The sequence below is a fragment of the Alkalithermobacter paradoxus genome, assembly GCA_002029295.1.
Lineage (GTDB): Bacteria > Bacillota > Clostridia > Peptostreptococcales > Peptostreptococcaceae > Alkalithermobacter > Alkalithermobacter paradoxus.
The window spans coordinates 337,937-353,776 of sequence record MZGW01000001.1; the positions used below are offsets into that span (position 1 = coordinate 337,937).

At 29.8% G+C, this 15,840-nt stretch carries 20 protein-coding genes; all 20 read left to right on the forward strand.

Translation table 11 applies throughout. The features are described 5' to 3' along the window. Positions 1–92 precede the first annotated feature (92 nt). Complete coding sequence (locus CLOTH_RS01780) at positions 93–1,094, forward strand: 2-hydroxyacyl-CoA dehydratase family protein (protein WP_079410639.1); 1,002 nt, start codon at positions 93–95, stop codon at positions 1,092–1,094. Then, positions 1,091–1,846: an acyl-CoA dehydratase activase gene (locus CLOTH_RS01785; RefSeq protein WP_079410641.1), complete on the forward strand. Its 756-nt coding sequence runs from the start codon at positions 1,091–1,093 to the stop codon at positions 1,844–1,846. Before CLOTH_RS01780 ends, CLOTH_RS01785 begins: the two co-directional genes overlap by 4 nt. Before the next feature lie 17 nt (positions 1,847–1,863). After that, entirely contained in the window at positions 1,864–2,286 is a 423-nt protein-coding gene (gene queD / locus CLOTH_RS01790) for a 6-carboxytetrahydropterin synthase QueD (protein WP_079410643.1), read from the forward strand. 1 nt (position 2,287) lies between these two features. Beyond that, positions 2,288–2,956, forward strand: coding sequence for a putative 7-carboxy-7-deazaguanine synthase QueE (gene queE, locus CLOTH_RS01795; RefSeq protein WP_079410646.1), 669 nt, complete (start codon positions 2,288–2,290; stop codon positions 2,954–2,956). Positions 2,957–2,966: 10 nt separating this feature from the next. Then, complete coding sequence (queC, locus tag CLOTH_RS01800; protein WP_143715396.1) at positions 2,967–3,641, forward strand: 7-cyano-7-deazaguanine synthase QueC; 675 nt, start codon at positions 2,967–2,969, stop codon at positions 3,639–3,641. A gap of 85 nt (positions 3,642–3,726) precedes the next feature. Continuing rightward, a complete protein-coding gene (locus CLOTH_RS01805; RefSeq protein WP_079410652.1) occupies positions 3,727–3,957 on the forward strand; it encodes a DUF3892 domain-containing protein in 231 nt (76 codons plus the stop codon). 61 nt (positions 3,958–4,018) lie between these two features. Continuing rightward, entirely contained in the window at positions 4,019–4,675 is a 657-nt protein-coding gene (locus CLOTH_RS01810; protein ID WP_079410654.1) for an SDR family NAD(P)-dependent oxidoreductase, read from the forward strand. 68 nt (positions 4,676–4,743) lie between these two features. Further along, the gene (locus tag CLOTH_RS01815) at positions 4,744–5,637 is read left to right on the forward strand and encodes an HD domain-containing protein (protein ID WP_079410656.1); all 894 of its coding nucleotides are present in this window, start codon (positions 4,744–4,746) and stop codon (positions 5,635–5,637) included. 145 nt (positions 5,638–5,782) lie between these two features. Further along, entirely contained in the window at positions 5,783–6,865 is a 1,083-nt protein-coding gene (locus CLOTH_RS01820) for a YibE/F family protein (RefSeq protein ID WP_079411076.1), read from the forward strand. A 193-nt stretch (positions 6,866–7,058) separates the two neighbouring features. Then, positions 7,059–7,454: a flagellar basal body rod protein FlgB gene (gene flgB / locus CLOTH_RS01825; RefSeq protein ID WP_079410658.1), complete on the forward strand. Its 396-nt coding sequence runs from the start codon at positions 7,059–7,061 to the stop codon at positions 7,452–7,454. Between the two features lie 2 nt (positions 7,455–7,456). Next, positions 7,457–7,894 carry a flagellar basal body rod protein FlgC gene (gene flgC / locus CLOTH_RS01830; RefSeq protein ID WP_079410660.1) on the forward strand — a complete coding sequence of 146 codons (438 nt, stop codon included), beginning with the start codon at positions 7,457–7,459 and terminating at the stop codon, positions 7,892–7,894. Between the two features lie 15 nt (positions 7,895–7,909). Further along, entirely contained in the window at positions 7,910–8,209 is a 300-nt protein-coding gene (gene fliE / locus CLOTH_RS01835) for a flagellar hook-basal body complex protein FliE (protein WP_079410662.1), read from the forward strand. A gap of 28 nt (positions 8,210–8,237) precedes the next feature. Next, positions 8,238–9,773, forward strand: coding sequence for a flagellar basal-body MS-ring/collar protein FliF (fliF, locus tag CLOTH_RS01840; RefSeq protein WP_079410665.1), 1,536 nt, complete (start codon positions 8,238–8,240; stop codon positions 9,771–9,773). 12 nt (positions 9,774–9,785) lie between these two features. Further along, positions 9,786–10,802: a flagellar motor switch protein FliG gene (gene fliG, locus CLOTH_RS01845; protein ID WP_079410668.1), complete on the forward strand. Its 1,017-nt coding sequence runs from the start codon at positions 9,786–9,788 to the stop codon at positions 10,800–10,802. Then, positions 10,795–11,214 carry a FliH/SctL family protein gene (locus tag CLOTH_RS01850; protein WP_079410669.1) on the forward strand — a complete coding sequence of 140 codons (420 nt, stop codon included), beginning with the start codon at positions 10,795–10,797 and terminating at the stop codon, positions 11,212–11,214. Before fliG ends, CLOTH_RS01850 begins: the two co-directional genes overlap by 8 nt. Then, the gene (locus tag CLOTH_RS01855; RefSeq protein WP_079410670.1) at positions 11,181–11,570 is read left to right on the forward strand and encodes a FliH/SctL family protein; all 390 of its coding nucleotides are present in this window, start codon (positions 11,181–11,183) and stop codon (positions 11,568–11,570) included. Before CLOTH_RS01850 ends, CLOTH_RS01855 begins: the two co-directional genes overlap by 34 nt. A gap of 3 nt (positions 11,571–11,573) precedes the next feature. Further along, positions 11,574–12,890 carry a flagellar protein export ATPase FliI gene (fliI, locus tag CLOTH_RS01860; protein ID WP_079410673.1) on the forward strand — a complete coding sequence of 439 codons (1,317 nt, stop codon included), beginning with the start codon at positions 11,574–11,576 and terminating at the stop codon, positions 12,888–12,890. A gap of 11 nt (positions 12,891–12,901) precedes the next feature. Next, positions 12,902–13,342: a flagellar export protein FliJ gene (fliJ, locus tag CLOTH_RS01865; protein WP_158080442.1), complete on the forward strand. Its 441-nt coding sequence runs from the start codon at positions 12,902–12,904 to the stop codon at positions 13,340–13,342. A 9-nt stretch (positions 13,343–13,351) separates the two neighbouring features. Then, positions 13,352–14,617 carry a MotE family protein gene (locus CLOTH_RS01870; RefSeq protein ID WP_079410677.1) on the forward strand — a complete coding sequence of 422 codons (1,266 nt, stop codon included), beginning with the start codon at positions 13,352–13,354 and terminating at the stop codon, positions 14,615–14,617. An 11-nt stretch (positions 14,618–14,628) separates the two neighbouring features. Beyond that, a complete protein-coding gene (locus tag CLOTH_RS01875) occupies positions 14,629–15,837 on the forward strand; it encodes a flagellar hook-length control protein FliK (protein ID WP_079410679.1) in 1,209 nt (402 codons plus the stop codon). Positions 15,838–15,840: the final 3 nt, after the last annotated feature.

Genomic DNA, 15,840 nt, shown 5'->3' on the forward strand with positions numbered 1-15,840 from the left:
GCATAATACTACCGTCTTAGGTAGTTTTTTATTTATGTGGCAGTTTTGCCACTTTTTTTATGTAAATTTATAGTTAATGGAGGATATCGATAATGAAAAAAATAGGTTTGACAACTACGGTTCCAATAGAAGTTTTGATAGCAGCAGGACATAAACCTATAGATCTTAACAATATTTTTGTTACTTCTAAGGATTATCTAAAATACATAGATATAGCAGAAAAGGACGGGTTTTCCAAAAGTTTATGTGCCTGGATAAAAGGTATATATGGAGTTTGTATTGAAAATGGAATCAAAGAAATAGTAGGAGTGATGGAAGGAGATTGTTCAAATACTAAAGCATTAATAGAGGTTCTAGCTTTAAAAGGAGTTAAAATATATCCTTTTTCTTTTCCTCATAGTCATAAGATAGAAGATGTAAAGAAAGAAATAGAAAAGTTCATGAATATATTCGGAGTTGAGTATGATGAGGTTGAAAAAGTAAGACAAAGGCTTAACAAATCTAGAAATATTGCAAGGAAAATTGATGAATTAACTTATATTGATAATAAAGTTACTGGATTTGAAAATCATTTATATCAAGTGAGCTTAAGTGACTTTAATGGCGATGTAGAAAAATTTGAATTTGATATTGCAAATGTACTTAATACTGTAAGAGGTAGAAAAGAAAATCCAAAATCTATAAGGCTTGGCTACATAGGAGTTCCCCCTATGACTGCAGATATATATGATTTTGTAGAGCAGTTTGATGCTAGGTTTGTATATAACGAAGTTCAGAGAGAATTTGCTTTTCCAAGGGCTAGTGAAATTGATAATATATTTGAGCAATATTATTATTACACATATCCTTATGATATTAAATTTAGACTAATAGAGCTTAAAAAGCAAATACAGGAAAGAAAGTTAGATGGAATAGTGCATTACACACAAGCGTTTTGTTATAGAGCTATAGAAGATATAGTATTAAAGGAAGAATTAAATATACCAATATTAAATATAGAAGGAGATAAAATAAATACTTTAGATGCTAGAACAAAACTTAGAATAGAGGCCTTTCTTGATATGCTTTCTGATATAAAGGGAGGATTAAGATGAGAGTATTAGGAATAGATCTTGGAAGTAGAGAAGTAAAGATTGTTTTAATGGAAGATAAAAAGATAATAAACAAGATGAAAATTAGCACTATGTCTTTTTATAGAGATTATTGCAGTTATAATGAGAAGATAGTTGTAGATTTAAATAAACTAGGTTTAGATAAAGTAGAGGTGGCCGTTTCAACTGGATATGGTAGAAATAATACTGATTTAAGCAAGTTTAAGCTAATAAATGAAGTGAAAGCACATGTTTATGGATCGTTTTATCAAACTGATTTAAGTGACTTTATACTTTTAGACATAGGTGGACAAGATGTGAAGGTTGTTAAAGTTGAAAAAGGGATTATAACTGACATAGAACTTAATGAAAAATGTGCTGCTTCTTGTGGTAGATATCTTGAAAATATGGCAAATGTACTTGAGGTATCACTTGAAGAAATGTCAATGTATAGCGAAAATCCTACTGAGCTAAACTCTACTTGTGCTGTATTTTCAGAATCAGAATTGATAGGAAAAATAGCAGAAGGTGTCAGTGTAGAAAGTTTATATGCAGGAGTTAATTATTCATTGTATAAAAGATTATCTCCTCTTTTAAGTAAATTTAAGGGAAGAAAATTAGTTATAACTGGCGGTGTTGCTAGTAATGTTGCAATTAAAAAATACTTACAAAATGACTATGACGAAATAATATCAGTTGATGATCCACAGTTTAATGGGGCGATAGGATGCTGTTATTATGGAAGTTTAAAATAGATTGGAGGAGTTAAAAAATGTATATTTTAAAAGGAGAACATAGTTTTGATAGTGCACATTTTCTAGCAAACTATCAAGGGAAGTGTTCTAATATACACGGACATAGATGGAAAGTAGAAGTTGAGGTATACTCTGAAAGTTTAATAGAAGGTGGACAATTAGATGGAATGGTAGTTGATTTTGGTGATCTTAAGAAGGATATTAAAGATGTGGTAGACTATTTTGATCATGCTCTTATTATTCAAAGTGGAACAATGAGAAAAGAAACATTAGACTCTATTGTTTCAGATGGATTCAAAGTAATAAACGTAGATTTTAGACCTACTGCAGAAAATTTTTCAAAGCACTTTTTTGATTGTATGAAGGAAAGATCTTACAATGTAAAGAAAGTGACTGTATATGAAACTCCTACTAACAGTGCAAGTTACGAGGTGAAATGAAATGAATTATAAAATTGTAGAAAAGTTTGTAAGTATTAATGGAGAGGGAGATTTATCAGGACAACTTTCGGTATTTATAAGATTTGCTATGTGTAATTTAGAATGTAGTTACTGTGATACATTATGGGCAAATGATAAAAATGTAAAATATGAATTGATGAATGGAAAAGATATATATGAATATATAAAGTCCACTAAAATAAAAAATATAACTTTAACAGGAGGGGAGCCGCTTATCCAAGAAGGCATTTTAGAGTTAGTTGATTTTATATCGCAAGATAGTGAGCTAAATATTGAAATAGAGACAAATGGAAGTGTTGATATTAGTAAGGTTGCTAGTTTAAATAAAAATAATATCAAGTTTACGATGGACTATAAACTAGACTCAAGTAATATGAGAAACAAAATGAATATTGATAACTTCAAATATATAAGAAATTGCGATACTGTGAAATTTGTAGTAGGAGATTGTGACGATTTAAGTGTCACAAAAAGTATTATAGAAGAATACGGTTTAGTAAATAAATGTAAAGTATATATAAGTCCTGTATTTGGCAAAATTGAACCTAGTGAAATAGTAGAATTTATGAAGGGAAATAAAATGAACGGTGTTACGCTTCAAATACAACTTCATAAGATTATATGGGAACCTCATAAACGAGGAGTTTAATAGATTGGTGGTGGATATTATGAATAACGAAAAGGCTGTAGTGGTATTTAGTGGAGGACAAGATAGTACAACTTGTCTGTTTTGGGCAAAGAAAAAATTTAAAGAAGTTATTGCTGTATCTTTCGATTATAATCAAAAACATAAGTTAGAGCTTGAATGTGCAAAGAAAATATGCAAAGAATATGGATTTGAACATCACATACTAGACTTAAGCTTACTTAATCAATTAGCTCCAAATTCTTTAACTAGAGTTGATATAAAGGTGGATAAAAAACAAGAAGATGATAAACTTCCTAACTCTTTCGTTGATGGAAGAAACTTGTTATTTTTATCATTCGTTGCTATATTTGCAAAACAGAGAAATATAAGAAATATTGTAACAGGAGTATCAGAAAGTGACTTTAGTGGTTACCCAGATTGTAGAGATGTATTTATTAAGTCAACTAATGTAACTTTAAACTTAGCTATGGATTATCAATTTGAAATATATACGCCTTTAATGTGGATAAATAAGGCACAAACGTGGAAAATGGCTTATGATTTGGGAGTTTTAGATATAATAAAAAATGAAACATTAACTTGTTACAATGGAATTAAAGGTGAAGGATGTAATGATTGCCCTGCGTGTAAATTAAGATCAAGGGGATATCTTGAGTTTGAGAATTTATATCTAAATAAAAATTAATTATCAAAGTCCTCCTTTATAATTAGTTATTTAATGCATATAAAGTTAAATAATACTAATAATATTGAAAAAAGGAGGAATGTATATGGAATATAAAAGTAAAATAACTAAAGTGAAAAAGAACTCAGATGGTGATATCACAGATGTAATGCTAGAAAATGGAAATGTATATTCTATAGAAGAAGCTATATCTATGGCTAAGAATGAATTGATTGAAGGTGTAAATGTTGGGCAAGCTAAAAATGGAAGAGAATTTCTAAGAAGCAATCCAAATGGAGATAAAAGTGACAATTTAGATAATCTACCTATGTTTTAAATTGTGATAAAATAGTTTTAGGCATATGCCTAAAACTATTTTGTCGTTAAGGAGGATTTTGATGAAGAAGATTTTGATAACAGGTGGAGGAACAGGCTTAGGAGCCGATTTAGCAAAAGTTTATTCTCAAGAACGAAACCATATTATATTAGTTGGAAGAACAAAAGATACTCTAGAAAAGACGCAAGAGGAGATAACTAAAGGTGGAGCAACTTGTGAGTACATAATCTGTGATATTAGTAATCAAATTTCAGTTGATAATTTAGTCAAAACAATTAAAGAGAAGCATTTATATATAGATTATCTAATTAATAACGCAGGAGTAGGTTATTTTGGGCAATTAAATGATATTACAATAGATCAGATTAACTCAATGATAGATATAAATGTAAAGGGAACGATAATGATTACTCAAGGATTATTGCCATACATAAAAGAAAGAATATTAAATATAATATCAACAGCAGGAATGAAAGGAAAAGTAAATGAATCTGTATATGTAGCGAGTAAATTTGCTATAAGAGGATTTACGGAGAGCTTGCAAAAAGAATTTGAAGATAGTAAATTAAACATTACAGCAGTATATATGGGGGGGATGAATACTCCGTTTTGGGAAAACAGTACTCATATAAAAGACAAATCAAGATTAAAATCTTCATATGATGTGGCTAAAGAAATAAAAAGGCAAGATGATGGTAGATTAGAGATAATTATATAGAAGGATAAAACTTTTCTTTATGTGAAAAACTATATCTAACTAAAACTTACAAGTGATGGTGATTAGATATGGATAAAATTTTTCTCAAAGACATAAAAGAAAATGAAGTGTTTAGTTCAAGTTTTATGGTTATGAAAATAGTATACCAAGACGATCAAAGTATTACTGCATTTATAGGAGATAAAAGTGGAGAAATAAAAAGTATAATCCCTAAAACTGACACATTAGAAGTAGGGGATGTAATCTATATAGAAGGAATTAAGGATACAGTATTAAAGGTTGAGAAATTTAACAAGATAAAAGAGTTTAAGATGGAAGATTACCTTCCAACCGTAAATAGACCAATTGAAGATATAATGGATGAAATAAGAGCAATATCTCAAAGTGAGTTTAAGAGTGAAGAATGTAAAACTTTAGATGAATACTTTTTTAAAGATGAAAGCTTCTTAAAAAAATTCAAAAGTGGAATTGGAGGATTAAGACAGCACCATAATTATATAGGCGGACTTGCAGAACATACCCTGAATGTTATGTATCTAGCAAAGACTTTTGCATATAGATATGATATAAGATACAAAGAAATAGCAATTCTTGGAGCAAAATTACACGACATAGGTAAAATTGAAGAGTATAGCACTAATGGTCCTTTTTCTACAACTATGATAGGCGATATACAAGGTCATATAGTAACAGGTACTCTTATGCTAGAGGAAGCATTTAAAAGCAGAAAAGACTTTTATAGTGAAGAATTTAAAATGAGAATAAAGGGATGTATAATTCAACATCATGGAAAAGTGGAGTACGGATCTCCAAAAGGAGCTAACACGGAAGAAGCATTTGTAGTTCATTATGCAGATTATGTAGATGCTAACTTGAATAAGATAGAACAAATAAGAAGTATTACAGAAGTTGGAACTTGGTCTGAGTACGATAGAAGGATAGGAACAAAATTATACATGTAATAAAACTAAAAGACTTCACCAAGCTGAAGTCTTTTGATTTCCTAGGAAATAATATTCAGAAAATTTAAACTTAAATTGACAAAACTATACCGTTAGGAGATAATATGATACTGTGATGAGATTTAGTTTAGGAGGAAAAGCTGTTATGCTAAAAAAAATAATAGTATTAATACTTATGTTGGTTTTAAATAATACTGCTACATACGGATATGAAGAAATTGAAAATTTTACAGAAAGAGCAATCGTAGTAGAAGTTAGTAATGAGAATGAAAAAATTTACGACAACTTTATAACGGTTCAGAATGTAAGATTAAAAATATTGAGCGGAAAATATAAAGGACAGTATTTTGATGTTAAAAATAATCTTACTGGAAACCCAGCTTACGACATAGAAGTTGATGAAGGGGATAAAGTTATAATAGGAGTAAATGAGAAAAAAGATGGAAGTTTAGATATATATATAACTGAGTATACAAGAGATACATATATATATTACCTAATAATATTATTTTCTGCTTTATTGATTATAATAGGGAAATATAAGGGGTTAAAAACAATAGTAACTCTTATAATAACCATAATTTCTATATACAAAATATTACTTCCATTAATGCTTAAGGGTTATAACCCTATTTTTATAACTATAATTACATCTTTTGTTATAGTTATAACCACCATTACAATTATTACAGGACTATCTAAAAAAAGTGCTTCTGCAATTCTAGGAACATTGCTAGGAGTAATAATAGCTGGTACTATAGCATATTTAGTTGGTACTAAAATAAAGTTAACAGGACTGTCAAGTGAAGAAATTTCTATGCTAGCATATGTTGGAGTAGAATTTGACTTTAGAGGATTGTTGTTTTCTGGGATATTACTTGGAGCGTTAGGGGCTACTATGGATGTCAGTATGTCTATAGCATCATCTATAGAGGAGATACATAATGTAAATCAAAGATTAAAGAAAAGAGAGTTATTTTTATGTGGTATGAATGTTGGAAAAGATATAATGGGTACAATGTCAAATACACTTATATTAGCGTATACGGGAAGTTCGATTCCTCTGCTAATATTATTTATGGCATATGATACACCTTTTATTAAAATCCTAAATCTAGATATTGTGGCAACAGAAATTGTAAGAGCATTATCTGGAAGCATAGGTCTGATACTAGCAGCTCCTATAACTGCTCTTGCATCTGCATTACTTGCTAAGAAAAGTAAATAAACCACAAAACTTCCTAGTAGGAAATAATAACTAAAAAGTCTCTTCGGAGACTTTTTTATTTACGAAATCTTAACAAAATTCGAAAAAAAATATAGTACTATAGACAGAAAATCTTGTAATAAATTGTAATATTATATATATTGTGATAAAATAATTAATAAAAACATTGTCGAATAAAAAAGGAGAAGTATATATGAATATAAATAAAAACATAAATATACTAGCTAATGCTCTAGGAGCATATTCAACCAGACAACAGTTACTATCTAACAACATAGCAAACGCTAATACACCAAATTATAAAAGAAAAGACATTAAGTTTGAGGAAATACTTAAAAATTCGACAAAAAATAGTAATGTAGCTGGATATGTAACTGATAAAAATCATATACAAATAAATAATTTTAAAAATAATATTAAAATTCACACAGATAAAACGACAAGAACAAGACTTGATGGTAACAATGTAGATATAGATGTGGAAATGGCAGAGTTATCAAAAAATAGCATAAACTACAACACTATAACTCAACAAATTAATAGCAGTTTTAGAAGACTAAGATATGCGATAACTGAAGGGAGAAGGTAAAAATGTCTTTATTTAGATCAATAAATATAAGTGCTTCTGGACTTACAGCTGAGAGATTTAGAATGGACATACTGTCTAAAAATATAGCAAATGTAAATACAACCAAAACAGTAAACGGAACCCCTTATAGAAGACAAGTAGTTGTTTTTAAGGAAGCTGAGAACAATTCATTTAAAAGTTATTTGAGCAAAGCTACGAATTCAAATAAGAGTAGTGGGGTAGAAGTTGCTTACGTAAAAGATGATAATAGTCCATACAAAAGGGTATATGATCCAGGTCATCCAGATGCAGATAAGGAAGGGTATGTTTTAATGCCTAATATAGATATTGTGACAGAAATGGTAAATATGATATCTGCTACAAGAGGGTATGAAGCTAATATAACAGCCCTAAATTCAACAAAGAGCATGATGCTCAAAGCCTTAGAAATAGGAAAATAAAGGAGCGATTAGATTATGAATGTAAATAGTGTAAATAAAACTATATTTAAAATCGGAAACTTTACTGATAAACTTAATACACATGATGAAAAAAATATTTCTTTTAAAGATTTTCTTAAAAATTCTATGTATTCAGTGAGTAATATGGAGAAAAAGGTTGATGATCTAAATGAAAAGTTTATATTAGGTGAAATTGATAATATTCATGATCTAATGATAGCAACTCAAAAAGCAGATATAGCTATACAGACTTTTACTGAAGTTAAAAACAAAGTAATAGAGGCATATAAAGAGATTATGAGAATGCAAATATAAACATGCCTAACCGAAAAGAGGTGTATAAATGGGAGATGTTTTATTAGGTTTGAAAGAGCAATTTTCAAAAGTGCTTTCAAATTATGATAGTAAACAAAAGAAATCTATATTAATAGCTGCAATATTAACATTAATATTAACTACAGGAATTATATTGTATATATCAAGACCTGAATATGTGGTTTTATATAAGGATTTAGATTTGAAAGAGTCAGGAGAAGTTGTTAAGAACTTAGATGAATTAAGAGTTCAATACAGAATAAGAGAACAAGGGACGATATTGGTTCCTAAAAAAGATGTAAACAAAATAAAAATGGATTTAGCTACTAAGGGAGTTCCTTCGGCTAAGTTTTCTTATGAAGATATAATTAACAAAAACAATATGTTTATGAGTGAAGACGAAAAAAGAAAAGCATATAACTATGCACTTCAGAACCACTTAGCATCAATAATTCAAGAAATACCAGGAGTAAGAAAAGCTATAGTTACTCTTAGTATACCTCAAAGATCAGATTTTATACTGTCTGAAAATAAACAAGATGCAAAAGCTTCTGTATTTATAGAAGGAGAAAATATAGAGAATATAAGCGTTGAGGGTATTGCTGTTTTAGTAGCAAATTCTGTAGAAGGTTTAAATAAGGAAAATGTAACAATACATGATTCAAAGGGAAGGGTCTTAAATAATGTAAATAAGGCTGATAGCTCATTTACATCAAGTACACAATTAGAATTACAAGCGCAGGTAAAAGATGATATAGAGAGAAACTTACTTGAATTCTTAGCATCAGTATTTGGATATGGGAATGTATCTGTTATGGCTAGTGTAAATTTAAACTTTGATACTGATATAACTGAAAGTAGAGAGTTCAAAACACCTATAGAGGGAGAAGAAAATGGACTTATAAGAAGTATGGAAGAAAATATTGAGACTGTAACAGACAACTCAAATGGTGGTGTTCCTGGAACTGACACTAACACTGAAGAAATTCCTCAGTATGTTGAAGGTGGAAATGAAAACTCTTCTTATCATAAATCAAATAGAATTGTGAATTATGAACTGAACGAAATAGTTAGGAGAGTAGAAAGGGCTAAAGGTGAAATAACAGATATAACAGTAGCTGTAATACTAAACAGTAACATATTAGAAGGAAACGAGCTTACTGATGAGAAAAGACAAAATATAGAACAGCTTATTTCAAGTGCAACAGGACTTCAAACAAAATCAGTTAATATATACGCACAACCTTTCAACACTAACATTTCAGATGCTTTAGAAAAGGCTGGAAGTGCTACACAAAACAAAACACCTTTATGGATGGTAGTTGTATTGATTATATTAGGATTAATACCAATAGCAGGAGTAATCATATACTTTATAAATAAGAAAAATAAGAAACTAGACACTACTATACAGTCAAAAACTATTCAAATACCTCAAGAACAGTTAGAAGACTTAGAGCTTGATATTAAGGAATCAGGATATAAAAAGAGTGTTGAAAGTTTTGTAAACAAAAATCCAGAGATTGTATCTCAACTCCTGAAGAGTTGGTTGGATGAGGAGTAAGGGGGAATAAATATGAAAAAATCCAACAAAACCAATTTGTCCGGGAAACAAAAAGCCGCGATACTTCTTATAACTTTAGGACCTGAGTATTCAGCTAAGTTATTTAAATACTTGTCTGAAGAAGAAATTGAAGAGATAACTTTAGAAATTGCAAATATGAAAAAAGTAGATCCATCAGTTAAAGATAAAATTATGGAAGAATTTTATGAAGTATGTCTAGCTCAAGAATTCATATCAGAAGGTGGAATAGGTTACGCTAAAGAAGTTTTAGAAAAAGCTTTAGGAGCAGAAAAGGCTGTAGAAATAATGAATAAACTTACAGCATCATTACAGGTAAAACCTTTTGATTTCGCTAGAAAAGCTGATGCTTCACAAATAATAAATTTCATTCAAAATGAACACCCTCAAACAATTGCATTAATTTTATCTTACTTGGATTCACACAAGGCTGGACAAATATTATCAAGCTTACCTCAAGAAAAACAGTCTGAAGTAGCTAAGAGAATTGCTACTATGGATAGAACATATCCAGAAGTTATAAAAGAAGTAGAGTTAGTGCTTGAGAAAAAACTATCTAGCATGGTAACACAAGATTACACATCAGCTGGAGGAGTACAGTCGATTGTTGATATATTAAATGCGGTAGATAGAGGAACTGAAAAATATATCATGGAAAATCTCGAGATTTCAGATCCAGAACTTGCGGAAGATATTAAAAAGAGAATGTTTGTATTTGAAGACATTATTACTCTTGATAATACATCTATTCAGAGATTTATTAGAGAAATTGACAACAAAGATCTTGCTATTGCACTTAAAGGATCTACTCAAGAAGTTGCAGATGTTATATTTGCAAACATGTCTAAGCGTCTAGCTGAGATGATAAAAGAGGATATGGACTTTATGGGTCCTGTTAGACTAAGAGATGTGGAAGAATCACAACAAAAGATTGTAAATGTAATAAGAAAACTAGAAGAATCGGGAGAAATAGTAATTTCAAGAGGCGGAGGAGATGAGCTGATTGTCTAGGGTTATAAAATCGAATCAAGTTAAGATAAGTGAAGAAAAATTGATAACATCTACTTTAAAGCCTGATGTATTAGATTTATACTCAAATGAAAATAATCAGACACACTCTCAGCTTTCTAAAGAAGTTGACGAATTGATCAAACTCAAAGATAAATTAAGCAGAGAAATAGAAGAAATGAAAAATAGTGCTCATGTCCAAAAAAATGAAATAATATCAAATGCCAATACTGAATATGAAAGAATCATAAATGAAGCTAAAAGTAAAGCAACAGCTATATTCGAAACACAAAAACAAAAGGGGTATGAAGAAGGGTATAATAGCAGTTTGTTGGAATACAAACATTTGATAAATGAAGCACTTGACATAAAAAAACTGTTTTGGATTGGAAAAGTAGGGAAATTAATAGCTTAGAAAAAAACATAATCAATCTGGTTATACAATCTGTAGAAAAGATAATAAAAATTAAGTTACAAGAGGATGATGAGGTAATTCTTAATGTATTAAAGGAAGCTCTAAACAAATTTACATTTACTCATAAACTAATCATAAGAGTAGACAAAGATTCTTTTGATTTAGTTAATTCATCTAAAAATAAAATACTCGCTATGACAGACAATATAGATGACATTGAGGTAAAAATAGACAGTTCATTTCAAAAAGGTGATATAGTAATAGATACCGACTCAGGAACTATAAATCCTAGTATCAAAAACCAGATAGGCATATTAAAGGAAGAATTTATAAAATTACTTCAAGGTGATGATTAGATCATGAATACTATAAAAATCGATAAATATTTTAACAAGCTATCTGACCTTAATCTAGTACAATATACTGGTAGAATATCTCAGGTTATAGGGCTTACAATTGAATCTAAAGGTCCAGCTGTTAAATTAGGAGAAATATGCAATATATATCCATTGAAATCAGACCATCCAATCTTAGCGGAAGTTGTAGGTTTCAAGGAAGATAAGGTTTTACTTATGCCTTTAGGAGAAATGGATGGTATTGGTCCAGGAAGTAAGGTTGTAGCAACTGGTGATTGCCTAGAAGTTAAAGTAGGAGAAGAATTATTAGGAAGAGTACTAGATGGACTTGGAAATAACATAGATAATCTTGATAAACTTGAACTTAAAAAATCGTATCCGGTTATGAATCAGCCCCCTAATCCCCTTACAAGAAAAAAGATATCAGAAGTTCTTCCTCTAGGAGTTAAAGCTATAGATGGGGTATTGACATGTGGAAAAGGGCAAAGGATAGGAATATTTGCAGGATCGGGAGTTGGAAAATCTACACTATTAGGTATGATTGCAAGAAATACAAAGGCAGACATAAATGTTATAGCTTTGATTGGAGAGAGGGGAAGAGAGGTTAGGGAGTTTATAGAAAATGACCTCAAAGAAGAAGGTCTAAAAAGATCTGTGTTAATAGTAGCAACTTCTGATCAACCCCCTTTGGTAAGAATGAAAGGAGCACTTCTTGCAACAGCTGTGGCAGAGTATTTTAGAGATAAAGGAAAAGATGTAATGCTGATGATGGATTCATTAACTAGATTTTCTATGGCACAAAGAGAAGTCGGCTTAGCTGTTGGAGAACCTCCTGTAACAAAAGGTTATACACCATCTGTATTTGCTGTTTTGCCCAAACTTTTAGAAAGAGCAGGAACCTCTGATAAAGGGTCTATTACAGGTCTTTATACAGTACTTGTTGATGGGGATGATTTAAATGAACCTATAGCGGATACTGTGAGAGGAATATTAGATGGTCATATAGTTTTATCAAGAAGCTTAGCTAACAAAAATCATTATCCAGCTATTGAAGTCTTATCTAGTGTAAGTAGGGTAATGGGCAATATCGTTGATAGTGATCATATTAAAATTTCTCATAAACTAAAAGATATTTTAGCTGTGTATAGGGAAGCTGAAGATTTAATAAATATAGGTGCATATGTAAAAGGATCCAACCCTAAGATAGATTATTCCATAGAAAAAATAGATCAAATAAACTCTTTTTTAAGACAAGGTACTCATGAAAAGTATGAATACAATGAGATAGTAGATAACCTCTTTAATATACTAAGCGAATAGAGGTGTATAAGTTGAAATATAAATTCAGGTTTCAAAAGATACTAGATATAAAAGACAAACTAGGAGAAAGTAAAAAGGCAGAGATAAACGCTATTATGAAAGATATACAAGATGCAAATGAGAATTTAGAATTGCTAGTTAAAAGTAAAGAAAATAAAAAAAATGAAATGTTAAATCTTATGAGTGAGGGAACGAATATTAATAATATAAGATTTTTTTGTGGTATTGTTAATTCTATGGATATCAATATAGACAAACTTAGGGAAAAGATATTTTTTCTAGAAGAAAAATTAGAACTGAAAAAAAGAGAATATATCGAAATTGCTAAGGAAAAAAAGACTCTAGATAACCTAAAGGACAAGGATTTAATGAGATTTAACGAGCATCTTAAAAAGGAAGAAGAAAAATTTATAGATCAAATAGTTACATTTAAAACAAGGGTAAGTAACTAGGAGGACTCCATGAAAGGAAATCTAAACAAAGGCGATAAAAATGAAGATAAGAAAAAAGTTAACAGCATGCTGATTGTAGCATTGACTATTGTTTCATGCATATTTCTTGCTTTTCTAATATTATATTTCACAAATGAAAGCATAAATGATAATACTAATAAAAGGCTAAGCAAACTTCCTGTCATAGGAAAAAGGTTTGATTCTATACCTACACGAGAAGAAAGATTAGAAAGAGAGAAGATGCTTGCTAATTACTATATATCCTTAGATGATGATAGGGCTGTAGATAAACTTATAATACTAAAAAATGGTGATAGAAGACTATTTGAAAGTATAGTTAATCAGATGAAAAAATTAAATTTCGTGCGTACAAATACTATACTAAATCATTTGAGAGAAAGAGAAGCTAGGAAAGATTTGCTGCAAACGGAACTTGAATTAATGCGTGCGGAAAAAGCTGATATTAGTGAAGAAATATCAAAATATTATTTAAAATTAGGGCTTATAGGTACGATAAATAATTTAGAAGATGATATTTTGAGTCTTAAGTTAGACTTTGATAATGCAGCTGAAATAATACAACACTTCAAACAAGACTTTGCAGCAAAAGTTCTGTACTATATGGATGAAAATATATCTTTATCAATACTACAAAGTTTAACTTCAAATCAAAGAATAGATATTGAAAGACAGATTGAACTGTATCAACAGTATGTAAAGAGAAATAAAAGTTTATCTGATGTTCTTTCAAATAGAAAAATAGAAGATTCGAGTAAGGAACTTCAAGATAAAAGAAAATACTCAGTTACCGATGTTGCTATAATACTGACTAATATGGATTATTTAAGTGCTGCTAAAATATTACATGAATTTGAGGATAAAGAGTATGTGAATGAGATATTGACAGAATTAAAAGATATTGAAACCTTAAGAGGTAAAAAGGAAAATGTATATGGATTTACTGAGACCGTGGACAAGGCACTAAAAGTATTAGATTTGTATAAAAGTGACTTAGAAAAACTAATTAAATCATACGAAAGACTTACTCCTAGAGAAATAGCTATTTTAACAGAAAAAATGACTAAAAACAACCCTAAGTACAAAGAGTATAGAGTTTCTCAAAATGAGTCTTTCAGGATAACGGAAGAAGATATGATACTAGAGGTATTAAAAAGGTTAAGACCTAGACTTTTATCTCAGGTGATTTCAGAACTTGGACCTGAGAAAGGAGCAGAAATAAGCAGAAAGATAGGACTTCCAAAAGTCGAACAATAGGAGGAAAAAGCTTGAGTAAGATATCGCCTATAAACTTTGTGAATTTTAATATGAAAAATAATACAATAAATAAACCTGCACAAGAAGTTACAACTGATGATTTTAGTAGTAAGATGAAAAAATTTATAATACGTGATGATGAAAATAAAAGTGAAATCAACATATCCATAGAACAAGAACGCCTCAATGAATCGACCGACATCAGAAAATGTACGGTGGAAAATAATAGTATAAATAATGCGATAGATAATCAGAAAGAAGATAAAAACAACCCACTAGAAAAAACAGAGGATGAAAAAGACTGTTATGAAGCTATATATCAGATATTATCAAATCTAATCTGTAGTCTAGAGGATGACGGGGTTGAAGATATTCATCAACTAAAATTTAATTTAGGTGAATTAATAAAGACTAGTAAAGAAGCGATGCAGTTAAGTGATGTTATTAAAGCAATAGAGAATATAGAAAATATACCGGTTGATATGAAGGTAGATATAATTAACAAATTAAAAAATACTTTCCAAAGCACAGGTGCAAAAGAGCTTGAAGCTACCGAACTGAAAAGAGTAAAAATTCCAGAAAACAGGGATATTACATCCCAAAAGAAGTTAGAACTAGATTTACAAAATATAATAAAAGAAGACGAGAGAGATGTAGATCTTAATACATTAGAAAAGAAATTATTCAAAAATGACGAGCATTCAGAGGATGAATACAGAAGTATAGCTTTTATTAGTCACGACATTAGTAGAATATCTCAAACTATCAAATCAATAAATAACACGAGTAACCAATATAACTCTATAAAGGATATGGATATAATAAATCAAATATCAAATAAGTCAAAGTTTATAATTAATAAGGATATATCTAGTATAGAAATACAGTTAGAACCAGAGTCTTTAGGTAAACTTACATTAAGAATAGTACTTGAGAGAGGTTTAGTGACTGCTAAATTCACAGCACAAAATGAAGATGTAAAGTCAGTTATAGAGAGTAATATTGAGGAACTAAAAAATAATCTCTTAGGACAAGGATTAAACATACAAAGCTTGAGTGTTTCTGTTGATAGTCAAAGTGATTTTGACAGACACAGAAATATACTTGAAGCCACTTCATATAACAAAAAAATAAACAAAGATAGAGTGTTAATAAGTGGTCAAGAACAGGTCGATAATCCATACTTATATACGGATGACAAGTTCAATCAGTTAGCATAGGGG